Genomic DNA, 23,525 nt, shown 5'->3' on the forward strand with positions numbered 1-23,525 from the left:
CGGTGCAACCATGAATGCCAAAGAGCTTGCAAGAATGATCAATGACAAGCATTTTTTTGACCTCAAGAAGATGCAGTATAAATATTCTCCTGAGAGCGTTACAGAAATGCTCGAAGCACTGAGGGAGATGAGCTGTGCACAGTTAGCTTTGAAAGATTTTGAGGAACAGCCTTGTGTATATCTGCCCGCACAGAGTCTTATCCCCACAAGCATTATGAAAAAGCTATTAGCAGCCAACACCTTCAAGGAATCGTTTGGGTTAAAGGCGATGGAGGAAGAAATTGATTCCACATTGCAAATTGAAAACATTCAGTCAAACAGGGATAGTGTTCGGAAAATTTTACAGGGATTCGCCCCCGAGAATGAAGAAGAAAATCGTATTCTAGGCATGAAAAAAGGGCTTGAATTCATCGGTGATCCCACAAATAAAATTACCGAGGAAAACCTGCATCGACTGTATATGCTGTCTGTCGGGAATTTTTTAGAGAGAGATGACAAGCTGCCAAAGGGTAGTTTTTATCGGAACGACACCGTTTATATCGTGGGCGATAAGCCCTACCATGAAGGACTAAGCCCAAAACTGTTGCCAAACCACATGGGAGAACTTGTTCAGTTCGCAAACCAAAAGGATGATATTCCCGAACTTGCCAAGGCATGTATGCTGCATTTTTATATTGCCTATCTGCATCCCTATTTTGATGGCAACGGCAGAACGGCTCGGCTTGTTCACCTGTGGTATTTGGTACAGCAAGGCTTTTCCTCAACGCTTTTTTATGCATATTCTAAACATATCAACAACTCAAAAAGCAAGTACTACAACAGTTTCCTGAATATCGAAGAAAACTACAAAATCAGCAAGCTGCTTGATATGACGCCCTTTATCCGCTACTTCAAGGAAAATGTATACGACAAAATTGATGCCGCAAGCGGTGATATGCCCGTGCCCCAAATCTTCACCCAGGCGATGCGGGACGGCAAAATCACCGAGAAAGAGCGTGACTTGTGGAACTTTGTTCTCTCTGTCTATGGGGACGGTCAGTTCTCCACCAAGCAACTGGAAAAAGACTTCGGTAACGCCGCCTATGCTACCATCCGCAGCTTTGTGCTGAAGTTTGAAAAGCTCGGACTGCTGACTTCTCAAAGGTTTGGCAATCGGGTAAAGTATGGGGTGAGATAAAGGTAGACTTTCATTGAAAGTTTAAAGGGATGAACTGGCGCAGGGCGTTTTTCTGTTAATTCAGTTTTTCTCTAATTGTAGCTCTGCTAACATGATTTGTTCTAACCGTCTTATATCAGGAAAAACCACGTTTTTACCTCTATAAGTGAGTTGCCGGAGCTGTTGTATATTGGATCGAACTTCTTGTGAAGTATTCATCATTGATATGATAAACATATCCCTCTTGAAATTTCATAATTCACCACCTAATTATGAGTGTAGCCCTATCTTTCGATAGGGCTACACTACTATTTTCGAGCCGATCATTTTTAACGTCGCCAACGGTGGGCGAACAATATTTTTCGAGCCGATCATTTATAAGCCGCCAACGGTGGGCGAACAATATTTTCGGTGAGTGATATTTCCACTCTATACTAGTATTATACACAGAAGTCGAAAATATGTCGAAAAATTTCAATGCGGAGTAACGCCGGATGAACTGGACAGCTATTTAGAAAGCATTATAGATGAGGTTGAACATAGATAAGTAGCTCATATTTATCTTCCAAAATGCTTTTTCTTTAAGCTCGACAGGGCTTCTCTTGCATCTATAAGCTGACCGTCAGAAGTATACTCGGCTTCGGCCTCCGCGATTGCCGCATCGAGTTCACGATCCTCCAGCATGGAATCAAAGGTTTCAATGCTCATAACAACCAAGTCGCCATAGCCATTTTTCGTTATGAATATAGGTTCTTTCTTGGCATGGCAAAGGTCAGAAATTTCATTGGTTTTTCTCAAATCAGTAATCGGTCTTATTTGGGGCATGGTTGTAGCCTCCCTTCACGTACATCATTATAGCATTATTATATACATTGGAATACCCCCACCTATTGACCATCACCTTCGGTGTTAGCTTACGATTGTGTCGAGGTGATATATATGTTAAACTGCATCACATAGACCAAAGCCGACCGGGGTACCTGGGGAGAAAGGCGGCGTAAAGATTAAAGAGCTAGAAATGCTAAATCACTAACGAAAGGAGGCTGAGCAATGTACCAAGTAATCGTTACTAAGTCAGCAGACAAGGACATCGCGAAGCTCCATCCCACTGTTAGGCAAGCCGTAGAATCCGCGCTTCCTGGCCTTAAGAATTGGCAAGGGAATATAATTAAATTGACTGACACCCGTAATGAATATCGACTCCGCATCGGTCGGTATAGAGTACTATTTGAACTAAAAAATGGTACAATATACGTATACGGCGTGGATGATCGTAAAGAAGCTTACAAGCATAGGAGGTAAGCCCATGAATGTAAATGCAAAGGACCTCATTAAGGAGTACGTGGAGGGCATTCAGGATAGCGAAGCGGAAAAACTGCTCCGCTATATTCAGGAAAACTTCGAGGTCGTGAAAACTAAAGAGGATGAGGAAGTTTTCGAGCGTGGACGGAAAGAAGTTGAATCCGGCGAGTATCGGATACTCTAATCTTCCAGGAAGAACCTTAAGCATAGTCAAATGGCTATGCTTTTTGATTTGCCTAAAAGTGAGCTTTTGCTCTCGTTTGTACCTCCTGATTCGAGGGGCAGAAACGGAAACAAAAACTAAGAGGGACGGGCGGAAAGAATGGTTGAAATGGAATTAAGAATTAAGGAAACTAACAAAGGGCTGTTGCATTGCAACAGCCCTCAGTTTAGTGGATATCCACCTTATAGATTTACTTTTATACCTCTATCGTCGGCTTTTGGGAAATCTTATTCTTTTTCTTGCCAAACCTCTTTTTCTGGCGGATATCTTCAAATATCGTATAGATCACCGGTACCAGCAAAAGAGTCGAAAGGGTCGAAAGGATCATCCCGAAAACAACGACAATCGCCATCGGTGCCATCATTTCCGCACCTTCCCCTATGCCCAAGGCCATCGGAATCAATCCCAGCACCGTTGCTAATGATGTCATAAGGATCGGGCGCAAACGGATAGGTCCGGCGTTTTCAATCGCTTCCTCGCGTCCTTCCCCGCGTTCCCGGCGTTTATTGATATAATCGACAAGCACAATCGCATTGCTGACAACAATCCCAATCAAAAGAATTGCCCCAAGGAAAGCCGGAACACTGATATTTTTCCCCGTAATGAACAAACCAAAGAGTCCACCCGAAAAAGCCATAGGCAATGACAGAATAATGGTAAACGGATGGAGCAGGGATTCAAACTGCGAGGCTAATACCATATATACAAGAATGACCGCTAAAACCATCGCCATTCCTAAATCAGAGAAAGATTTCATCATCTCCTCACTCTGACCGCCGAATTTATACGAATACCCCTCAGGCATGCCATAATCCTTGAGCTTGTTTTCAATATCCTTCGTAATACTGTTCACGTCCCGATTCATAATTTGACATGTGACATTCACGTTCCGTGTTTGATCTGTCCGATTAATCGTAGTCGGTCCGCGATCCATCGAAATTGTCGCGACTTCACCCAAAGGTACGCTTATCCCCGACGCTGTCGGAATTGGAGTTTGCTCAAGGTTGGAGATGCTCGACTTTAAGGTTTCGTCCCCGCTGATCATAACATTGATCTCATTGCCCTGATAGCGGTATGTCGTCGCGGTAGTCCCCGAGATTGTCCCTTTTAGAGCGGTAGCAATCTGAGATGCCGTTAAGCCATACTGTGATGCATTAGCACGATTCACCTTAACTTGCACCTCCGGAACCCCTTCACCTATACTCGTCTGGACTTCTCGTGTTCCCTCAACCGAAGCAACGATCTCCTTAACGTCATTTCCGATTTGCTTGAGTTTGTTAAGGTCATCCCCTTTTATCGCAATATCAATGGGAGTAGAAGACGCCCCCATGGACATCATATCTGTCACGGTCACATCGAATTTAGCCCCGGCAATATCTTGGGTCGACTCCCGAATCTCATCAGCGACTTGCCCGACACTCCGGCTGCGTTCCTTAAGATCGACTAGTTTAACATTAATGGTTCCTTTATTTGAGGAACTCCCCTCCATTGACAAGGCTCCGCCGCTGCCCACTGAAACAAAAGCTGATTTGATCTCCTGAATTCCTTCAAGCTTCTCCTCAACCCGTGCAATGATACTGTCCGTATCTTCCAATTTAGCACCATCAGGCAGCTTAGCCGTGATGTTTATTTCTCCGGCGTCTGACGCGGGAATAAACTCCGCCCCCAGCTGAGTAACGGATAAACCGGAGAGCACAAAGATTCCTAGGGCAATCAGCAAAACCATTTTCCGGTGATAGAGCGCATAATGCAGGAATTTCCGATAAACATCTTCCAGTTTGCCGAAGGAACGATCAAACCCCCGACTGAAGCGATCCATCACACCGAAAAAGCCGGTTCTGCCTTCGGGTATACTTTCCGCTTTCATGATCTTCGAAGAAAGCGTAGGCACCAAAGTAAGAGACACAATCAGCGAGGATGCCAGCGAAACACAGACCGTTAAGGACAGCTCTTTGAAAAGCGTCGCTGTAATTCCTTGCACAAAGACCATGGGTAAAAAGACGCTGATCGTGGTCAAGGTTGAGGCCGTAATAGCCATTCCAATTTCGGAAACGGCCTTGACCGCCGCCTCCTTTTTACTGTACCCTTCCTGTCGAAAACGATAAATATTTTCCAGGGCTACGACATTGTCATCGACCAAACGCCCCATGGCCAGCGAAAGACCGCCCATGGTCATCATATTTAAGGAAACCCCCAGAAAATATAGAACACTGAAAGTGGCCATTAACGCGATAGGAATCGCAGTTGCGGTAATAAACGTTGTACGGAAGTTATGGAAAAAGAGAAACAGAACAAAAATCGCTAAAAGGCCGCCGACTAGGGCCTCTCTTTCCACGGTGTTGATCGATTGTTTAATATAAACCGACTGATCCATAACAATATCGAAGCTTAAATTCGGATAATCCACTTTGAGTTTATCAAGGGCTTTATACACATCTTTAGCCACTTTAACAGTATTCGTTCCTGATTGTTTTTGGATAGCTATACTAATACTATCTTGTCCATTAATCCGTGAGATTGTATTCACATCGGCATGACCGAGCGACACCTCGGCGATATCTTTGAGATGTACTTGCCCGCCCGCCGGCAAAGGAATCATGAGATTCTCAATCTCTTCAAGCGATTGGAATTCACCCATCGTTCGAATGGTTAACTCTTGATTTCCCTTTTGCACCTGTCCCCCGGAGGAATTCAGATTTTCCGCTCGTAGGATTCCTGCAAGGGTTGAGACACTCAAACCATACCCGTTCATTTTTTCGGCATTGGTTTTAATATTGACTTGTGTTTTATAACCCCCGCTTACCGTCACAGAACCCGCACCTTCAACGCGTTCTATGCGAGGTTTAATCTCATCATCAACTAAAGTTTGTAAAGCTGCCAAATCCGCATCTTTCTGCGTAACTGTCATCTGGATAATCGGCATCGAAGACGGATCGACTTTCATAATCATCGGCGCCTTAACATCATCCGGAAAAGCAAGCTTAACCAAATCGACCTTTTCCCGCATTTGCAGGGTGGCAAAGTTCATATCCGTCCCATAGTTGAACATCGCGATAACGATAGAATTTCCCTCAGACGTCATCGAAGTCACCGAATCAATATTTTCCACCGTGGAGAGTGCACCCTCGACCGGTTTCGTAATCAATTTCTCGATTTCCTCAGGCCCAACCCCGTTATACGAAGTCACCACAACGGCTACCGGAATTTCCATATCCGGAAGTAAATCAATGGGAAGACGAGTAAGGGATACAGAACCTAATAAGATGACAATCAGCATGATCATAATGATCGTAACAGGGCGTTTAACCGAGGTTTCAGCTAATTTCAAGATTCTTCCCCTCCTACAATCTTGACCTTACTCCCCTGTTTGACCAAGGTTTGCCCTTTGATAATCACTTGTTCATCCGGTTTTAACCCTTTTGTCACCTCAACCATAGCCCCCGCATCAAGACCTGTTGTTACTTCTCTTTCCACAGCAGCATCATTTTCGACAACATAGATAAAGTATTTTCCGTTCTTGCTTACAACAGCTTCGCTATTCACCGCCAAAACTTGGGATTTTGTATTGGTTACTATCTCAGCCTTGGCAAACATTCCCGGCTTAATTTTGCCATCCTGATTATCGATAGCCACCTTTATGGCATAAAGCTTTGTCTGAACATCCGCGGCCGGAGCAATACTCGAAATGACCCCTTTAATCTCTTGGGCATTTGCCGAAGTAATCGTCACCTTAGCCTCCTGTCCAAGCTGCACCGAATTCACGATATTTTCAGGAACATTGACATCAACATAGAGAGAGCCCAGTTGAGTCATCTTAACTGCCGGTTGAGCACTTGAGGCCATCTCACCGACTTTGACATTAACAGCGGTCACTGTCCCTTCGACCGGTGCGGTAACAACCGCATTATGTAAAGCATCCTGGGCCTGCTGCAAGCCCATCCTTGCCTGATCAACCTGAAGCTGTGCCGTTTGCAATGGGGTATCGGAAGCTTGACTTTCAAACGTTTCTAACTGAGCCTTCGAGATCGCTCCGGCCTCATAAAGCCCTTGCTGACGCTCAAGGTTCTTTTTCGCAAGATCTATTTTTTCTTTCGTCTGCTGATAGCCTGTTTCTGCCATACTCACCCCAATAGAAGCCGAATCGACAGATTTTTGCAAATCAGCGGTATCCAGTGTAAACAGCACCGTACCCGCACCCACCCTATCCCCGACTTGAACATTAACAGAGCTGACTTTACCCGGCATTTTGGGAACAAGACTCAAATCTTGATTAGAATTTACCTTGCCACTAAAATTCGTAGTTTCAAGCAGGTTCTGAACTGCAGCCGACTGCACTTCCACCGGTATGTACTTCTCCTCAGCAGTCTCGGTCGTTTTCGCTGAACCGCATCCCCCTGCCATGAGAATCAAGCCTAATCCTATTACCCCTGCCAATAATCGAACACTCTTAAGATTTTTCAAGCCCTGATATCCTCCTTTATATGAAGCTCCTCTAAGCCGACTGCTCAGTCACTCTCATATTATACAACTCTTTAGGCCTTATTGAAAAGAGGGCCATGAAGTGTCCCCTCATGGCCCTCTTTTCCAATCTTTTTCCGATGACCAACCGTGTGTTGGTGCTTTTGTTATAAGATCATTCGAGGATGGATTCAATGAATGTAGTTCGTTTCTTAACCAAATCATATTCCCGGGCCTTAACTTGGTTTAAATCCTTTCCCGCTTGCAGAACCCGCACAATCGGGCGCATGGGTAAGCTCTTATTTTGATCAACGATAATTCCTATCTCTCCGGTATTGAGTTTAACGGTGCAACCGGTTGGGTAAGCGGCAATATGTTTCAAAAACGTAACCACCAGATCATGGGGGAACAACTTATCGGAACAACCCATTAAAATTTCACACGCGTCATGGGGCAAAATTCGAGTATGTCCCGGTCCGTCATTGACCAAATTATCATAGAAATCAGAGATACCCACGATCAGAGCCAAATGATGAATACCGTCTCCCTCCAGTTTCCGAGGATAACCGCTTCCATTCAATCGTTCATGATGTTGAAAAGCGATATGGGCACTGATGAGGCTCAACTCCCGTTTTGAGCGTAAAATATCAAAACCCAGGCTTGTATGGGTTTCAAAAAGATCGGCTTCCTTGATTGTAAATGCTTCCCGCTTACGCAAAAGCTCTTTCGGCAGCTTCACGGTTCCAATATCATGAAATAAAGCCCCAATCGCTAAAGCCTCTAAATTATTTTGATCCAATCCCAAAGCCTTGCCTAAGACCGTAGCTAACACACACACACTGACAGAATGGGCAAAGACTTGATTATCATAGCTCCGCATATCCGTTAAACTGATAAAAATATCTTTTTGGGAAAAAATATCCTCAATGATGTTTTTAACAGCCTTCTTTACCTTGAAGCCGTCAAAATCTTTCCCCACTTGTATCGCTTGTCCTGACAATTCTAAGTAAGACATTGCTTCACGCCGATGTTCCTCAGAAATTATATCTTCAACAACGATATCCTTCGTTTCCTCATCATCCACATAGACAATAGTAATCCCCAATTCCCTTAACCGCTGAATGTATGAAGAAGTAAGCGCAATCCCCCTGCCCAAGAGGACACGGCCATCATTGGCATAAATCGTCCGTCCCAGCACATCTCCTTGTTTTAATCGATTGATACTTGACTGGCGCACCTAAAATCTTCCTTTCCTTTCATTTAATATAGTAACCAAGATAAAGAACCAAATTAAAAAACGCCTTGCATTGGGCAGGCGATAATTACTCAATATTTATTTATATAATACCATTATTTATGGGCTCAAAATAGATTTAAAGAAATATTTCATCATATTATTGTAATCTGTTATAACTCTCCTCAATATCCATACTTTACATGCGGCTTGACCGAAGGAAATAAAATAGTTACCTCGTATTAATTCAGTGAGAGGACTAGTTATAGGGAAGCTAGTTTTCCTCTTTCTCATGTAGTTGGTTTCTTTTTTGGGTCCTCGAATGAGGGCCTCTTTTTTTTGCCCATCACGGACAATGCTTTAACTATTTTGACAAAATAACATCATTTAAACTATCATAGAAACAGAAATATCTGCTAATTAAAGAACTTCTTAATGAACTTTAAAATGGAGGAGTCCTTGTGAAAAGAAGAATATTTACGCGTTCCAAACCTATTACGATAGTTTTAATCCTGTTAGCAATGGCCGGCATTTTTCTTTCCATCTATATTGTACGGGGATCTTTGAAAAACGATCAGGTTCAAGATGTTTATTCGGCTGGAACAGAAGGATCTACCGCTCAGGAATCCGACTCTTCAAGTTCATCCCCGGCTTTGACCCAAGAACAGCAAAAAGCCCTCGATCTCTATGAGCAAGGGCTTAAATTATACTATGATCGTCAGTTTGATTCCGCCCTTATCCTCTTTAATGAAGCCTTAAGTATCGATCCCAACTGTTACCAGGCTTTAAACGCCAAAGGAGCAACCTACGCATTTCAGGGGCGCTATGATGAAGGAATCAGCTTAATTAAAGAAGCCCTCGAGATGAAACCCGATTTTGTTTACGGTCATTTCAATTTAGGCTTGGCACATGAACTCGCCGGTCACTGGGATGAAGCAATTGCCGCTTACGAGGATGCGCTTAAACTGGATTCCAAAGATGTCTGGAGTTATTACGGCATTGCCAGCATTTACGGCAGGCAAGGCAATACAGAAAAAGTCATTGAATACTTAAAACCGGCAATAGCACTTGAACCCGATGTCCGCGCGGTTGCTCAAGAGGAAAAAGACTTTGACCCGGTTAGAAATGATCCTCAGTTTAAAGCTTTTATTCTATCTCCCCTGACAACATTTTCATCGGGGACAACTGCAGCCTCCGCTGTCCCCATCCTCTACTATCATTCTATCGCAGTCGAACCCGGCAATGAATTGCGTATGCCCCCTGAAGAATTCGAGGAACAGATGAATTACTTATCCCAAAACGGATATCACGTGATCACCCTTGATCAGCTTTATAACGCCTTCTATAACAATGGCTCGCTTCCCGCTAAACCGATTGTTATTACCTTTGATGACGGCTATTCCGACAATTTTACAAATGCCTTTCCCATTATGCGGAAATACAATTTTACAGGAACCGTTTTTATGGTTTCAGGCTATATTGATGGAGGGGGCTTTTTGACCTCTGATCAGCTTCTGCAATTACAAGCCGCCGGGTGGACAATCGGGGGGCATACCCAAAATCATGAGAATTTGTCAGAGATCAGTGATGAAATTGCAGCTCAAGAATTAAGAAATTCACGAGCCACTTTGGAAAGTCTCTTGGGTCGTCCCCTGAAATATATCGCCTATCCCTTTGGGGGATTCAGTACAAGTATAATGAAACTGGCCCAAACCGACGGTTATCTCGCCGGTCTCACAACGGTTCGCGGCTGGGCTAGTCCTGAATCAAATCCATATGCCCTGCAACGAATCTATTGTTATGCCAATATGGGCATTACAGAATTCGAACGTAGGATAACTAATCCTGAATACTAAGTAAAAGTTTTATATTATATATTTGAAATTATATCATCGAAATTGCAGGACTTTACCAACTATATACAGAATACGACACTGTATCTAAAACTATTTTACTGATTACATATTTATTAAGGAGGGAAAGTATGAAACTAAAAAAGAAACTCACCTGGATTACCTCAGTATTAACCATTCTCTTTGTCATGACCGGCTGTACACCCAATCAGCAGGCTGTTTTTGACGCGTCGATGAACATGCAAAATGTGCGTTCCGTGCAACAGCATACCACGATGTCCATCGAATTAAACGGATCGGGATTTGACGCAGCGACTCAGGAACAAATCAATACGACTGCCGCACTTCTCAAGAATGCCAAACTTGAAATCGATGCCAAAACAACGAATAACGAACAAAAAACTAAAGCTCAATCTGAAGCAAACATGAACTTGACAGCCCAAGGCTTAACACTGAATATGCCCTTTTGGGTCGATATGGATTTAACAGGGGACACTCCTAAACTTAAAGAAATTTATGGCGTTCCCGGAATTGCTCAACCGTATTTACCTTCTCAATTTGCCGGGAAAGATTATGCTGTCATGGATCCTTTTAACATGAAGGATGCCGAACTCAATGCAGCAGACTTAACGAATGTCCTTAAATTCAGCCTTGATTTTCAAACCAAAGGTACAGAATTCTTAAAAAATTATGCTCAAAAATATAATCCGAATATCGATGTTGTTAAGACACCCGCCGGCGACGGCACTTCCGCTCAAAAATATACGATAAAAATGAACGATAAGGAATTCAAAGAATTTACCCGTTATACCGTAAATAACTTTGCCAAAGATAAGGATGCCATGCTCTTAATTGAGGAGCTTCTCACAACAAGCGTTGAAATGAGTAAGTTGTCCGCTCCCGAAGGAAATCTGAATGAACCTGATTTAGATCTTGAAAAACTTAATGAAAACATTCCCGAGTTTTTAGATCAATTTAATCGTTTTATGGATCAACTGGAAACTGTAAAACTATTAGGAAATCAAGGGATTGAGTTAAACTATACCATTAATAACGGCTATATCGTCAATGAAAGCGGATTGATTAACTTCAATCTTGATTTGTCCCAAATGAACACTTTAATGAAGCTCCCCGAAGAACAAAAAGAAACAGCACCTAACAATGGTACCTTGAACTTAACCCTAAGGTTTAATACGGATACCACCAACATCAATAGCCCTCTTGACATTAAGATCCCCGCAGTTTCTTCAGATAACTCTTTTGACTACATGGACTTTATGAAGGTCGTGTCAACCCCCTCCCGCTTATCCGGAAAAGATCGCTATGAAACCGCTTTAATGATCGCCGAAGAGTATAATCGTCAAGGAGAATCAAAAAATATCATCTTAGCATCCGGCAATAACTTTCCGGATGCCTTATCCGCAACCATACTGTCACAGAAATTAGAGGCTCCTATTTTACTGGTAGGCAAAACCTCCGGTGAAGCTGACGAAGCCCTATCCTTTATTGATCTTAATGCCAAACCGGATACAAAAGTTTATATTATCGGCGGAACTGGAGTCATTGATGATTCTATAACAAATGAGATTCAAAACTCCGGGTACGCTGTCGAACGCTTAAGCGGGCAAGACCTCTATGAGACCAATATCGCCGTTGTAACCAAAGCCGATATTAAACAGGGAACGCCTGTTATCATTGCCTCCGGTGAAAGCTTCCCCGATGCTTTGAGTATTTCAAGTTTCGCCGGCGCCCATCAATACCCGGTTCTTCTTACCGGAAAGAATGAGCTTACCGAGCAAACACAAAACTATATTACTGCCACTAAGCCTTCAATGGTTTATATAACCGGCGGAGAATCAGTTGTTTCGCAGACTATCGAACAAAAAATCAAAGACCTTGTACCCGGAGCAACAATAAAACGCCTTGCCGGAAATAACCGTTTTGAAACTACGGCTTCAATCATCAATGAATTTGCCCCCAATCCCGAGAAAATATATTTAACAAGCGGTTTAAATTTCTCGGATGCTCTTGCCGGTAGCGCTTTAGCTGCAAGGACAGGATCACCCATCCTTCTGATCGATCCGAACAGCGAAACTCTCCCCCCTGCTATCGAAGCTTACCTTCAAAAGCTTAACAGCAATGGAGTTAAGCCAATCGTTCAGACCTTAGGCGGAGACTTTGCAGTCCCTGAAAATCTCGCTTCCCAAGCAAAAAGTGTCATCTTCCCGCTTCCGGGATTAAAATTCTAATCAAGTAAGCTTCAAGTTATTATGGATTGGTAAAAAGGACGGTTGCACTTCAATGTTACATCCGTCCTTTTCGACCCTACGATTTAAAAATCTCATAGCATTCCTCCTTCCCCTTTACGATTCTCGCCGTTCTCCTCTGATATAATAAAAATGGAAGCGAAATGCTTTTTTCTATTTTAAGGGGGAAATTAATAATCATGGCATTTACAAATGAAGAAGCAGCTAAACTAAAGGACAGGGTTATATTCTAAATAATGACGGCGAACACTTTTCCTGCCGAGTCGTCCTCCCAAGCGGCAGATTAAATGTAAAAGAAGCTCAAAAGGTCACAGAAATTATGGGGACTTATGGTCAAGGGTATTTTATGTTTACCGAACGGAAAAATATTGAGATCCCCGGGGTCGAATACGTCAACTTGGAGAAAGTAAAAGAATCTCTGGCGGAAGTCGGTTTAACGATTGGCTCAACAGGATCAAGACCGAGACCGGTCACCGCCTGCAATGGGACCGTCTGCAAATTCCGCCTCTTTGATACCGATGCTTTTACTGCGCAATTAAACGAAAGATTTTACAAAGGTTTTTATAATGTTGCCCTGCCAAGCAAAGTAAGAATAGTCGTCGGCGGCTGCTTTAACAAGTGTTCAATGCCCAACATTGGATGTATCGGTGTCTATGGCAAAAAGTTAAACCAAGTCGCCATAACCCTTGGAGGGATGGCCGCCAGAGAACAATACCTAGGTCAAGAAATCAAGGGCATCTACACACTTGACGAGGCAGCTGACCTGATCGAAAAAATCCTTCTCTATTACAAAGAAAACGGTCAAAAAGGCGAACGCATCGCTCAAATGGTTGCTCGTATCGGGTTTGAAACCGTAGAGAAATCCTTAATCGGGTAAATCAATTAAGGTTGGGATTATGTTTGGAAATCGGTAATAAAGCATGTAAATTATTGGCTTCACGGAAAGGCACAAAGTATACACTGCTTTGTGTCTTTCTTTCTGGGGAGGAGTGACAAAACCGTTTTTAGGCTCATCTAAGGCGTGATTCATATCACGTTTTTCGAAGTATATATCTGGTAAAATAGAATCATCTTGAAACCCTTTTTATTAATCATGTGAAAGGAGGTATTATCTTAATATAGATGATCTATATCCCTAAGAATCAATGAGAAAGGATTTTGCCCAATGAATTCAAAGTTTCATAAGATGTTGATTTTAGTAGGTCTTGGATCAATCCTAGGTGTTATTCTTCTTCTTTTTACATACCGATTTGCGATCGGGCCGCAAAAACTTAAAACATCATTTCCAACTTTAAGTCAAGTCAGCCTGACCACGACTTCCGAGAATGCCCAGTGCGTGGAGTGTCATCAAAATGAAAGCCCGGGTATTCTCGATCAATACCATAACAGCAAACACTCGCAAAGAGGAGTTAAATGTTTAGATTGCCATAAGCCCTTAGAGGGTCAGGAAAGCATGACAACCACGCACTATGATGTTCAAATGGTCGCAGCACCGACTCCCAATAACTGTGCCCAATGCCATGACCAAGAAGTCCATGATTTTTCGATAAGTGCTCATGCCGCGAAATCTTGGTATCCCGTTGTTGGTGCAGGAGATTTTACAGAGGAAGAACTAGCTCAATACCACCTTTTAGACCAAGATGGGAAGCCCTTAAATAACGGAAAACCCAACGTCATTCGTGATGTCATTGGTCAAGATGCCTCGGCCGCTTCCTGTGAAGTATGTCACGGTATCGGCAGGAAAAATGATGATGGAAGCTTCGGAGATTGCCGTTCGTGTCATCTTGGGCATGATTATGACATTGCCCAAGCGCGTCAACCGGAAACTTGCGGTCAATGTCACCTTGGTCCGGATCACCCGCAAATGGAAATCTATAACGAATCACCCCATGGTACTTATTATGCTGCGAACAAGGATAAGTTCAACTTGGGGGCTCCTGCAGGTACATTAACGACGAAAGATTTCCCCGCCCCGACGTGCACAACATGTCATATGTCCGGACTGGGTGATATCCAAGGAACACACAATGTATCCGAACGTTTAAAATGGAAATTGACCCCTGCAATTGCTTCCGTCCGCCCCAATGGAGAAGAAAATCGCCAGACTATGGAAGCGATTTGTCTTAATTGTCACGCCAAGGGCACTGTTGATGAACAAATGACCCAAGCTGAAAAAGTCATCAACCTGAGTAATGAGAATGTAGAAAAGGGTCAAGCAATAGTAAAAGACCTGCGTTCCCTAGGTCTTCTGGTAGGAGATCCGATGAGTAATCCCATCGAGTTCACAGAATTTGAACTTTGGCATCACGAGGGACGTCGAGCCCGCTTTGGAGCGGTGATGGGCGGAGCAGACTATGTGAACTGGCACGGAATCTACGAGCAAGATAAAGCTTTGGTGGAAATGAAAGCTGAAGCTGAAAAAATGAAAAAAGAATAGGGGGAGATTTGATTGATTCTGCCGCAATTCAAAAAAACTCCTATTTTGCTTGCATTTATGGCCATTAACTTCGCGTTTATTGGTGTAGATGTTCTGATTGCCCATTCACAGAATAACTTCTTTCGGCTCGAGATGATTCCGCTCATTTATACGCCATTTGCTGTTTTAGGTATCCTCTTAAAATTGTTTTTGCCGAATAAACGCTGGGCTCATCACTTCTTTCGAATCAGCATGGTTTTCGGCCTAGTCATCGGCCTCTTGGGTACATTCTTTCATCTTGCCGGCAATGCAACAGCCAAGCCGCAACCGATTTATGAGCTGATTGTTGAAGGTTCACCGGTTGCCGCACCTATTGCCTTTGCAGGGATAGCCTTATTTACATTGACCGCGGCAAAATCGGAGATTTCCCGCCGGAATTCCCAACTTCTAATTCTTGTCGGCCTGGGTTTTCTTGCCTCGGTAACTGCCGCCTTTCTCGACCATGCACGCTTGGCCTTTAGCCCAATCTATACTCTTTTCCCTCTTATATCAGGATTGATGGCTATGATTGCTTGTTTTTGGCTGGCCTACTCTAAGAAAACGAAACCTGAGGTCATATTTTTCCTAAGCATCATGGCACTCAATCTTTTCATCGGTTTGCTCGGCTTTGTCTTTCATGTCCTGGGAGATCTCGCCGGAACTCAAACCATTGTTTGGGCAAGATTCCTCTATCGCAATCCCCTTTTAGGACCGTTACTTTTCTGTGACGTAGCAATGCTGGGAGGACTCAGTCTTTTGCCGGAACAGTTCGGAGCAGCTCGGAAGCAGCCTGTGGAAAAAAGCAATTTAGCAAATTAGGAAAAACCGGCACGCGCTATTTTTTGAAGAAGAGACTGAAGAAATAATTATTTCAAAGGGGGTAGTTTTTTGGCTATGAATCAACCCGAGAGCAAACCCAAGCAAAAAGGCTTTCCTCTTTCCTTCCGCAATCTAGTCCAAATAGGGTTTGCCCTTGTCACACTCTATCTAGGAATTAAATTCATCTTTTTCGTGAATTACGTGACAAATCCCAGCACAGCTCCTGCCGTCAGCCGTCCGCCGGGAGTGGAAGCATTCCTGCCAATCAGTGCCCTTGTGTCCTTAAGGGCCTGGTTGGGACTCGGAACTTTTGACACCATCCATCCGGCAGGACTTGTGATTTTCTTAGGAGCTATTCTAATTTCGCTTCTCTTTAAAAGAGCGTTTTGTGCTTGGATTTGTCCCCTCGGAACCTTATCCGAAGGCTTGGCACTGCTGGGTCGAAAAATATTTAAGAAGAACTTTATTCTCCCGGAATGGCTGGATTATCCGCTTCGCTCCCTTAAATATATCCTTTTAGCCTTTTTTATGATCTTTATCTTTTGGGGGATGAGTCCGCGAGCAGCCTATTCCTTTCTGCAAACGCCCTATAACATGATTGCAGATGTAAAAATGCTGACCTTCTTTCAGAACATCACTTGGGTGGGCCTGAGCGTAATTGCCGGCTTAGTGATTTTATCCATCCTCATTAAACATTTTTGGTGTCGTTATCTTTGTCCTTACGGAGCACTTCTGGGGATTTTTAGTCTAATAAGTCCCTGGAAAATAACCCGGCAACAAGACACCTGCATCAGCTGCGGAAAATGCCGCCGAGCCTGCCCGCATCAGCTTAAGGTCGATAAAGCCCTCCGTGTTTATTCACCTGAGTGTACGGGGTGTTATAACTGTGTCGAGGCCTGTCCGGTAAAAGGAACTTTGAATTTTGAATTGCCCAAAAAGCTTCATCGCTTCCCATCTTCCTTGACAATCGGAGCAACTATCCTCGCAATCTGGATTTTATTGATTGGGATGGCAAAAGTCACAGGACACTGGGAATCCGCGGTTACGGATGAGATGTATAGGGTTTTAGTCACTCAGACGGAACAATTTAACCCGTAAATTTTTAAAGTACCTACTGGATACTTTCGTACTTAAGAAATGGGAATCTTAGTGGCGGTTAGTCATCGGATAAAACATAAGAAGAGAGCTGATTTACCTTTAGGTTTATCAGCTCTCTTCTTATGTTTGCTCTTTTTTATTTATTTTGCACTTATATAATACTCCGCTATTTTTTCTTTAAATAAATCATTCGTAGGGATCTGCAATTCTCTTGCCAGCTTAACCCAAGTATTTGGAGTTCCTTTACACAATCCCTTTTCTAAACGAACAAGATAACTATACTCATAACCTGTCCTCTGAGCAAGTTGCTTTAAGGTAAGTCCCTTTTTTAATCGGCAATCCCTTAAATTATTCTTCCTATTCACTTGTTCCCTCCACTTTTATTTGTTTAATTTTGTGAATATTATACCATAGTTTGTTTAACATTGTAAATTATTAGAGGAATACTGTATATTACAAAGAATGCCTGTTCAATGTCTGTTTTCACCCTTTCCGGTAATACTAGTGTAAGGTTTTTTAGAAATAGCCGTTCAAATCTTAGGGAGGGTAGTCTAATTGCTTCAACTCGGAAAAAAGATAAAGGAAATGCGCAAAATACGAAATTACACTGCTCGCCAACTATCCGAACTTTCAGGAATTGCTCGCAGTCTTATAAGTCAGCTGGAAACCGGTAAACGTCAATCCACAAGTATGGACACGATCTATCGATTAGCCAAAGCGTTAGATGTTCCTGTTTCATACTTTATGGCTGAAGAATCTGACGAAGGCATTCCCGCACCATATAATCAAGCTCACTCTATTTCTCACTTTGTCATTAACGAGGACACTTTACCCTATATGAGTACCCTTCAGAAAGCCCAAAAAGCGGGGATAACACCTGAGCTTTTAAACGAATTCATTGACCTTATTGTTCGTGTTCGCGAAAATTAGAATTTGACTATGCTCCTAAATGCTTAGTCTCTCCTCAAGTTCTCTTCCTCAATCTGACTGAAGTTTTCGACCAGGCGGATTCCAATACCGATAATGGAAACTATTATGCTACCTCTCCTGTTAGTATGAAAAAACCCTTTAGCGACTTTGAAAAAATCGCTAAAGGGTTTTAATTTTGAGCAAGGGTCATATCCCTTGTTTTTCTAATTTAGACGGCTTTACCAGAATTGCTGCTGACTTTAATACCTGTGAAAGCATTGAATATGCGCGGTATGACATAGATCAGAATCGCGGTAATGACTAAGAGCACCACGGTTGAAATCCAAGCACTTCCACCTTCAAAGCGGTAAAGGAAAGTGCCGGCTTGCGGAAGCTCTTCCCCGCCGAATACGAAGTTGTAGCGCAGCGCATAAACCCCGATTAAGCTTAAGAGACCGGAGATGCCCAAAGCGCTGGCTGAGCGTTTACTAAAGCATAAGATGAGAAGAGGCACAATCATGCCGATACCCACCTGCACACCGAGAAAGCTTAGGCTTTTTGTTCCGCTCAATAAGTTTTGCACCACGGCACGTCCTGCTTCACTGGGGAAAACAACGGCCAACAGATGGAAAACAAGCAGCAGGAATTCCAGGGTCACAATCCCCACCTTCAAGCTATGCATCGCTTCTTCCGCGCCGTCACCTCTAAGCAGCACGGCATTGGGGAAAAAGCCTTGCGCCATACTCATCAGGCTTAAGGCTGCAACCGCACCGGATATTAGGAAAAGAACCGGCAGCAGCGCGGAGTTCCATAAAGGACGTCCCGGAACAGCCGCCAGCAGAAAACCGGTGTAGAGACCCAGGGCTGCGGCAAAAATAACACCGACTTTCCCCCACGATTTGACCCTTGCGGAATTGTCTTTCCATAAGAAATAGGTGTAAACTAAAGCAACCACTCCATAAATGAGAAGGATAAATGAACCCCAACTCATGACTGATAAAGGATTCACACGGAAAAATAAGGTTAAAGCCCGCAGGGGCTGACCCAGATCAATAACCAGCGCCAAAAGCCCCGGGATCAGTGTTGCTAAAGCCATAGCTGCCGAAGGCTTGGCTATCGCTTTAAACTTTTCGAGTCCAAATACCGTACTCAGGCTTGAAAGAAGGAAGAGCCCGGCACTAAGCCCTGCAAGGAAGAAATACAGGACGATTAAGCTGCTAAATGCCGCTTGATGCTCTACCTGATAGATAAACGTGAGATCCATCTCCCCTTACCTCCTTTTGAACAGGTTGGCATAATCCGCTCCCGCGATCGCTTCATCCAACCCGATATAATAAACGCTTGGTTTTGTTCCTAACTCAGGACGGAGAACTTGGCAGGAATTCTCACTCAGCAATTTGGCGACTTCGCTCTGTGGATCATTCAGATCACCAAAGAAACGGGCGTGAGCGACACAACTGCTCACACAGGCGGGCATTAAACCGGCTTGAACCCGTTTGAGACACAGATCGCATTTTTCGGCAGTCCCGGTTTTCGGATTAAGAAAGCGCGCATCGTAAGGACAAGCCGAGATGCAGTACCGGCAGCCGATACATTTTTCTCCGTTGATCACAACCACTCCGCCCGCATCGCGATGTGTCGCCTTGACGGGACAAACATGCTCACAAGGGGCGCTCTCACACTGATTGCACAGCCGGGGCAGCTTAACCCTGGTAACATCGGGGTAGGTTCCCTTATCTGCTTCAACAACCCAGGACCGGAAAAACCCTTCCGGAATAGAATTCTCCATTTTACAGGTAACCGTACAAGCGTGGCACCCAATACAACGCCTTAAATCTATAACCATACCATAGTGCAAATTTTTTTCTGGCATAATTTTTCCACCTCCTCTAAGCGATTAAAACGCCTTCCGCCAAATCCTGATAATCACTTACCACCCACTGCTGAGCAGCCCTTGCTGCCCGCGCATAAAAGCCGGGCGCCTTCTCCTCCATCGCTAAAGCGAAATAAGTCAGAAATTGCTGTAAATGATCGTTAAGGAACTGCTTTTCAAGGTTTTGCCACTGCCGAACCTTCTCTAATTGCCCGGATTTCCAGGCCTCATTCTCCGAAAAACAGAGCCTCGCCATAAATGCCAGCTCAAAGCCAATATGATCAGGCAAGCGAATTTCCCGGAGGGGAGCAAACAGATTAAGCTCCCAGGGATTAAAGCCAACCGCCCCATAACATTTGGCGACATGATTTCCCTCGGAAGAATTCAGCGGCCCAAAAGGTTTGCGTTTTCCGGGGACAAAGTTTTGCAAGGCAGATTCAAACGGCGGCACATAACTTTTCGACATCGGGACGAAGAAACAATCGTAGAACTCCTGCCGGAGCTTTGCTACAGTCGTGGTCAAATCCTCAGGAATGATATTTCCCGGCGACTCACTCAGGCCTTGATTTTCCCCTTGTTCCTTAAGAAGCTCAGCCAAGGCTTGACGTTGCTCGGGCCAACGAGTGGGAGAGGGTTCCTGAAGAAAAATCTCGGCTAAAAAGGAATATACCTTCAGACGAGTTACCGTATTCTGCCGCAAATTTTCGTTGATCATTACCTCACCCCCTAAGCCTTTTCAATCCGGAAGGCGCCCCCATTACGGCTGGGACCTCCGGTTGACATTTCACTGAAGCCAAAGACTCCTTTAACCGTAGGATCTGTAAGACTTATGCCGCTGAGCAGTACACCCGAAGCAATACTTGAATCTCCGCCGTTTTTCTTGCCATCCACTTGGTATGCTTTGGAACCATACTCCCAGTGGCCATAGCCGAATGCCACAGCGACCGTACCGCGGGAAACGCCCTGACGAACAAGGAGTGTTCCGGCAGCCTCGCCGCCCGTAGCCGCAATCAGTTTAACCTTATCGCCGTTCTTTAGGTTAAGCTCTGCCGCATCAAGCGGGTTAATCTCAATCGCATTCGTTTTATTCAAATCACGGAGCAGCGTATTGGCCAGCATGGAAACACTGCGGAATTTTGCTTTATAAGAAACCCCTTTAAACGGCCATTCATTTACCGGATACTTATCCTTAAGCAGAGTACCGTCCGCAAAACCTTCCTCATTATAAACCAACGTTCCCGAGAAATTTTTCCCGGTAATAGAATTCTTCGCGGTTGCCATTTTTTCGACATAGATATTGGTACAACCTTTATAGGGATACTTGGAGTTGTCACCTTCGAAGCCCTCTGCATCCTCAAACCGGCCGCCGCGGGCCATAAGATAGAGCGTTTTCGGATATTCTTCGGCATTGAGCGCCTTTTTCCAAGCCGCTGTTGCTGTTTCGAGATCCTGCAGCTTCATTTCACTCGCCGAAATATCCGGCACCGGCTTGCCGTCATAGGCGGCATTCGCGGCACCCCGCAGGAATAAGTCCTCTGGGTTATTCAGCGGATAAAGCTTCTGATCGGCCCCTTTAATCGCGTTATCACCGAAACCCGGTAATCCCAAGGATTTAGCGATATCAATACAGAAGTTCTCAAAGCAGGCATAACGATTTTCCGAAATTTTAGCTGTCATCGGTTCAACGACAGGCCAACGCAAGGTCAAAACTTTGCCTGAGCAGTTTCCTTCACTGTTGGCAAGTGCCCAGCTTTCATAAGGTGTCGTATCCGGAATAATATAATCCGCAACGGCTGTCGACTCACCCATAAAGGCGTCGATGCCGATAATGAGCGGGACGCGTTCAACGTTCTTCAGTGCCTCAAGAACCTCTTGATGCGCTGCCGCCGGTGTCGTGATCAACGGGTTCGACATCCAGAACATGAGAATCTTAGCCTGATAAGGGTAGCCATTGACAACCGAGAACACCGTCTGATTATCTGAACCGCCCCCCACAGGATGCCAAGGCAGCTTTGAAGGATAAGGATTTTCCCCTTTGGCTTTGTGATTTTTGAACTCTGTCGTCTTCTCATAGGGAACACCGGCACGGCTGATGCTCAAACCCGCAGCCTTAGGTTTATCAGGGATACCGGCGAGATCATAGCGCGGTCCGGCGGCAATGCTCTTATAGCTATTGCGGCGCGTTATATTTCCGCCTCTTTTATTCATTGATCCGATCAGGGCTGACAGAACATACTGCGCCATCGAGGCATCAAATCCCGTCGAGGCAGCCGTATTGCCCATCCCGTCAACAGCGGCTTTCGTCCCGTGAGAGGTAAACTCTCGGGCAATCTCAATGATCGTCTCCTCAGGAACACCGCAAATCTTGGAGTAATCTGCCAAATCCTTTTGGAATACACTGTCCTTTAAAATCATAAAGGCGGTCTGGACTTTAATCACTTTGCCGCCGGCATCCGTTACTTCCCCTTTGAAGATTAAATCGCCTTCGTTTGATTGGTCGTAAATCATCGGTTTACCTGTTGCTTTGTCCATCACCACAAAATAATCCGGCGGGGGCGTCGGCGCTGCCGCTTTCGGATCCGGTTCCGGAGCGGAGGGAACCGGCAATCCCAAATCCTCGGCGCGCAAGACTTTGCGATAATTGGGATGTTCCGGGTCCATAATCACGAGATGGGCGGCATTCGTCCAGCTGTTAAAGCCCTTGCTCTTCGCTGCCGCGAAATTAGGCGAACTCAGGTAATCCGTATTAATGCGGTTATTATCAACCATCCAATGAATCATACCCATGGCAAAAGCACTATCTGTCGTCGGTTTGATAGGAATCCATTTTCCGGAATTCCCAATTGGGGTAATGGCCCCTCCCGCCATAACGGGATCGACCACGACAAACTTTAATTTTCCTGCGGCCGCCCGCAGTGCAACCTGACGCCCGATCGTTTGCATGGGTTTGCCGCTGTGACCGGGATAAGCTCCAATATAAAGGATAAATTCGGCATTTTCCACATCCGGTTTGAGGATATTGCCCCCGGCTATCGCCTGCGACGCAGGCGTCTTGGAGCCCCCTCATGAATAGCCGTGGCTAAAGTTGTTGATTGTACCGAAGACGCCGGAGAAACGGTTTCCAAAAGCGGTTCTTCCATCTCCCCGTCCGCCGATCATTACAAGTTGGTTGGACTTCGGTCCGAGTTCCGGTTGAGAAGGATCAAGCGGGGTTTTTACATCATGGACTTGACGGAAGCCTTCCACCGCTTTTTCCCCAAGATCTCCAAAGAGTTCGCCACCCTCGGCAGTCTCTTTAACCGCCTCTTCCCAGGTGATCGGTTTCCACTTTCCTTCGCCCCTTTTACCCACCCGTTTTAACGGGACGAGAATGCGCAGCGGATCATGATGGGCATCCAGGGTCGCATTGCCACGGGCGCACAAGGTTGCCCGTGCCGCATGTCCACGATCCTTATACGTGCTAAAAGCCAGATAACCGTCCGTCAGCGGTGCTTCATACGGTAAGGCTATGGCACATTGAGGATGATAAGGGTTTCCGCTGACTCTGATGATTTTACCGGTGCGCTTATCAATCTTGACCCGGTTTCCGCAGGAACTGTAGCACCCAAGGCAGGCACTGTGGCGCATTACGATATTCGGATTTACCTCAACTTGACCTGTCTGCGGATCGATTATTGCTTCGACTTCTGTCCCCGATCCTGCCGCAGGCGCAAACTGCGGGGGTTCCTCAGCAGCACTTACACTTAGTTTGTTGATTCCTAAGCCGGTTACTGCCGTTCCCCCTACTAACGCAGAGATCTTTAAAAACTCACGGCGTTTCATAGAATCGTCACCTCCATAAAGATTTGCGTAAATATAAAATAGATTCCATTGTGAAA

Annotated in this window: 20 protein-coding genes; 10 read left to right on the forward strand and 10 right to left on the reverse strand. The window is 44.7% G+C overall.

Annotated elements, in window-relative coordinates; translation table 11 throughout:
* The first annotated feature begins 10 nt into the window (after positions 1–10).
* A complete protein-coding gene (locus tag VB077_RS01725) occupies positions 11–1,177 on the forward strand; it encodes a Fic family protein (protein WP_323413485.1) in 1,167 nt (388 codons plus the stop codon).
* Between the two features lie 537 nt (positions 1,178–1,714).
* Here the strand turns inward: VB077_RS01725 and VB077_RS01730 are convergent.
* On the reverse strand, positions 1,715–1,981 hold the full coding sequence (locus VB077_RS01730; protein ID WP_323413486.1) for a type II toxin-antitoxin system Phd/YefM family antitoxin: 267 nt from the start codon (positions 1,979–1,981) through the stop codon (positions 1,715–1,717).
* A 225-nt stretch (positions 1,982–2,206) separates the two neighbouring features.
* Here VB077_RS01730 and VB077_RS01735 point away from each other — a divergent pair, with 225 nt between their 5' ends.
* Entirely contained in the window at positions 2,207–2,458 is a 252-nt protein-coding gene (locus tag VB077_RS01735; protein ID WP_323413487.1) for a type II toxin-antitoxin system RelE family toxin, read from the forward strand.
* A gap of 4 nt (positions 2,459–2,462) precedes the next feature.
* Positions 2,463–2,642 carry a hypothetical protein gene (locus VB077_RS01740; RefSeq protein ID WP_323413488.1) on the forward strand — a complete coding sequence of 60 codons (180 nt, stop codon included), beginning with the start codon at positions 2,463–2,465 and terminating at the stop codon, positions 2,640–2,642.
* Between the two features lie 235 nt (positions 2,643–2,877).
* Here the strand turns inward: VB077_RS01740 and VB077_RS01745 are convergent, their stop codons facing one another.
* The 3 genes from VB077_RS01745 to VB077_RS01755 form a co-directional block, all read right to left on the reverse strand.
* Positions 2,878–6,009 (reverse strand): efflux RND transporter permease subunit, encoded by a 3,132-nt coding sequence (locus tag VB077_RS01745; RefSeq protein WP_323413489.1) that lies wholly within the window; start codon positions 6,007–6,009, stop codon positions 2,878–2,880.
* Positions 6,006–7,142 (reverse strand): efflux RND transporter periplasmic adaptor subunit, encoded by a 1,137-nt coding sequence (locus VB077_RS01750; protein WP_323413490.1) that lies wholly within the window; start codon positions 7,140–7,142, stop codon positions 6,006–6,008. The genes VB077_RS01745 and VB077_RS01750 overlap by 4 nt, the downstream gene beginning before the upstream one ends.
* A gap of 172 nt (positions 7,143–7,314) precedes the next feature.
* Positions 7,315–8,376: an HD-GYP domain-containing protein gene (locus VB077_RS01755; protein WP_323413491.1), complete on the reverse strand. Its 1,062-nt coding sequence runs from the start codon at positions 8,374–8,376 to the stop codon at positions 7,315–7,317.
* A 458-nt stretch (positions 8,377–8,834) separates the two neighbouring features.
* Between VB077_RS01755 and VB077_RS01760 the strand changes: the two genes are divergently transcribed.
* From VB077_RS01760 to VB077_RS01785, 6 genes are all read left to right on the forward strand, one after another.
* Positions 8,835–10,229, forward strand: coding sequence for a polysaccharide deacetylase family protein (locus tag VB077_RS01760; protein WP_323413492.1), 1,395 nt, complete (start codon positions 8,835–8,837; stop codon positions 10,227–10,229).
* Positions 10,230–10,357: 128 nt separating this feature from the next.
* Positions 10,358–12,475, forward strand: coding sequence for a cell wall-binding repeat-containing protein (locus tag VB077_RS01765; protein ID WP_323413493.1), 2,118 nt, complete (start codon positions 10,358–10,360; stop codon positions 12,473–12,475).
* Between the two features lie 244 nt (positions 12,476–12,719).
* Positions 12,720–13,370: a sulfite reductase subunit beta (hemoprotein) gene (locus tag VB077_RS01770; RefSeq protein ID WP_323413539.1), complete on the forward strand. Its 651-nt coding sequence runs from the start codon at positions 12,720–12,722 to the stop codon at positions 13,368–13,370.
* A gap of 288 nt (positions 13,371–13,658) precedes the next feature.
* Positions 13,659–14,930: a multiheme c-type cytochrome gene (locus VB077_RS01775; protein WP_323413494.1), complete on the forward strand. Its 1,272-nt coding sequence runs from the start codon at positions 13,659–13,661 to the stop codon at positions 14,928–14,930.
* 12 nt (positions 14,931–14,942) lie between these two features.
* Positions 14,943–15,767: a hypothetical protein gene (locus tag VB077_RS01780; RefSeq protein ID WP_323413495.1), complete on the forward strand. Its 825-nt coding sequence runs from the start codon at positions 14,943–14,945 to the stop codon at positions 15,765–15,767.
* 75 nt (positions 15,768–15,842) lie between these two features.
* Positions 15,843–16,865 carry a 4Fe-4S binding protein gene (locus tag VB077_RS01785; RefSeq protein ID WP_323413540.1) on the forward strand — a complete coding sequence of 341 codons (1,023 nt, stop codon included), beginning with the start codon at positions 15,843–15,845 and terminating at the stop codon, positions 16,863–16,865.
* Between the two features lie 140 nt (positions 16,866–17,005).
* Here the strand turns inward: VB077_RS01785 and VB077_RS01790 are convergent, their stop codons facing one another.
* A complete protein-coding gene (locus tag VB077_RS01790) occupies positions 17,006–17,230 on the reverse strand; it encodes a helix-turn-helix transcriptional regulator (RefSeq protein ID WP_323413496.1) in 225 nt (74 codons plus the stop codon).
* A 190-nt stretch (positions 17,231–17,420) separates the two neighbouring features.
* On the opposite strand from VB077_RS01790, the gene VB077_RS01795 reads away from it, so the two are divergent.
* A complete protein-coding gene (locus VB077_RS01795) occupies positions 17,421–17,795 on the forward strand; it encodes a helix-turn-helix transcriptional regulator (RefSeq protein ID WP_323413497.1) in 375 nt (124 codons plus the stop codon).
* Between the two features lie 208 nt (positions 17,796–18,003).
* On the opposite strand, the gene nrfD is transcribed toward VB077_RS01795, so the two are convergent.
* The 5 genes from nrfD to VB077_RS01820 are packed head-to-tail and all read right to left on the reverse strand — an operon-like array spanning position 18,004 to position 23,469.
* The gene (nrfD, locus tag VB077_RS01800; protein ID WP_323413498.1) at positions 18,004–19,038 is read right to left on the reverse strand and encodes an NrfD/PsrC family molybdoenzyme membrane anchor subunit; all 1,035 of its coding nucleotides are present in this window, start codon (positions 19,036–19,038) and stop codon (positions 18,004–18,006) included.
* Positions 19,039–19,044: 6 nt separating this feature from the next.
* Positions 19,045–19,647, reverse strand: a complete 603-nt coding sequence (locus VB077_RS01805) for a 4Fe-4S dicluster domain-containing protein (RefSeq protein ID WP_323413499.1) — start codon at positions 19,645–19,647, stop codon at positions 19,045–19,047.
* A 16-nt stretch (positions 19,648–19,663) separates the two neighbouring features.
* A complete protein-coding gene (locus tag VB077_RS01810; protein WP_323413500.1) occupies positions 19,664–20,362 on the reverse strand; it encodes a molecular chaperone TorD family protein in 699 nt (232 codons plus the stop codon).
* Positions 20,363–20,373: 11 nt separating this feature from the next.
* On the reverse strand, positions 20,374–22,650 hold the full coding sequence (locus VB077_RS01815) for a molybdopterin-dependent oxidoreductase (RefSeq protein ID WP_323413501.1): 2,277 nt from the start codon (positions 22,648–22,650) through the stop codon (positions 20,374–20,376).
* A gap of 60 nt (positions 22,651–22,710) precedes the next feature.
* Positions 22,711–23,469, reverse strand: coding sequence for a hypothetical protein (locus VB077_RS01820; RefSeq protein WP_323413502.1), 759 nt, complete (start codon positions 23,467–23,469; stop codon positions 22,711–22,713).
* Positions 23,470–23,525 lie beyond the last annotated feature (56 nt).

The sequence above is a fragment of the Desulfitobacterium sp. genome (genome assembly GCF_034927245.1).
Lineage (GTDB): Bacteria > Bacillota > Desulfitobacteriia > Desulfitobacteriales > Desulfitobacteriaceae > Desulfitobacterium_A.

Coding starts and splice junctions, on each gene's coding strand:
- VB077_RS01725 (WP_323413485.1), top strand. CDS start 11: ATGAATGCCAAAGAGCTTGCAAGAATGATCAATGACAAGCATTTTTTT.
- VB077_RS01730 (WP_323413486.1), bottom strand. CDS start 1,981: ATGCCCCAAATAAGACCGATTACTGATTTGAGAAAAACCAATGAAATT.
- VB077_RS01735 (WP_323413487.1), top strand. CDS start 2,207: ATGTACCAAGTAATCGTTACTAAGTCAGCAGACAAGGACATCGCGAAG.
- VB077_RS01740 (WP_323413488.1), top strand. CDS start 2,463: ATGAATGTAAATGCAAAGGACCTCATTAAGGAGTACGTGGAGGGCATT.
- VB077_RS01765 (WP_323413493.1), top strand. CDS start 10,358: ATGAAACTAAAAAAGAAACTCACCTGGATTACCTCAGTATTAACCATT.
- VB077_RS01775 (WP_323413494.1), top strand. CDS start 13,659: ATGAATTCAAAGTTTCATAAGATGTTGATTTTAGTAGGTCTTGGATCA.
- VB077_RS01785 (WP_323413540.1), top strand. CDS start 15,843: ATGAATCAACCCGAGAGCAAACCCAAGCAAAAAGGCTTTCCTCTTTCC.
- nrfD (WP_323413498.1), bottom strand. CDS start 19,038: ATGGATCTCACGTTTATCTATCAGGTAGAGCATCAAGCGGCATTTAGC.
- VB077_RS01805 (WP_323413499.1), bottom strand. CDS start 19,647: ATGCCAGAAAAAAATTTGCACTATGGTATGGTTATAGATTTAAGGCGT.
- VB077_RS01810 (WP_323413500.1), bottom strand. CDS start 20,362: ATGATCAACGAAAATTTGCGGCAGAATACGGTAACTCGTCTGAAGGTA.
- VB077_RS01820 (WP_323413502.1), bottom strand. CDS start 23,469: ATGAAACGCCGTGAGTTTTTAAAGATCTCTGCGTTAGTAGGGGGAACG.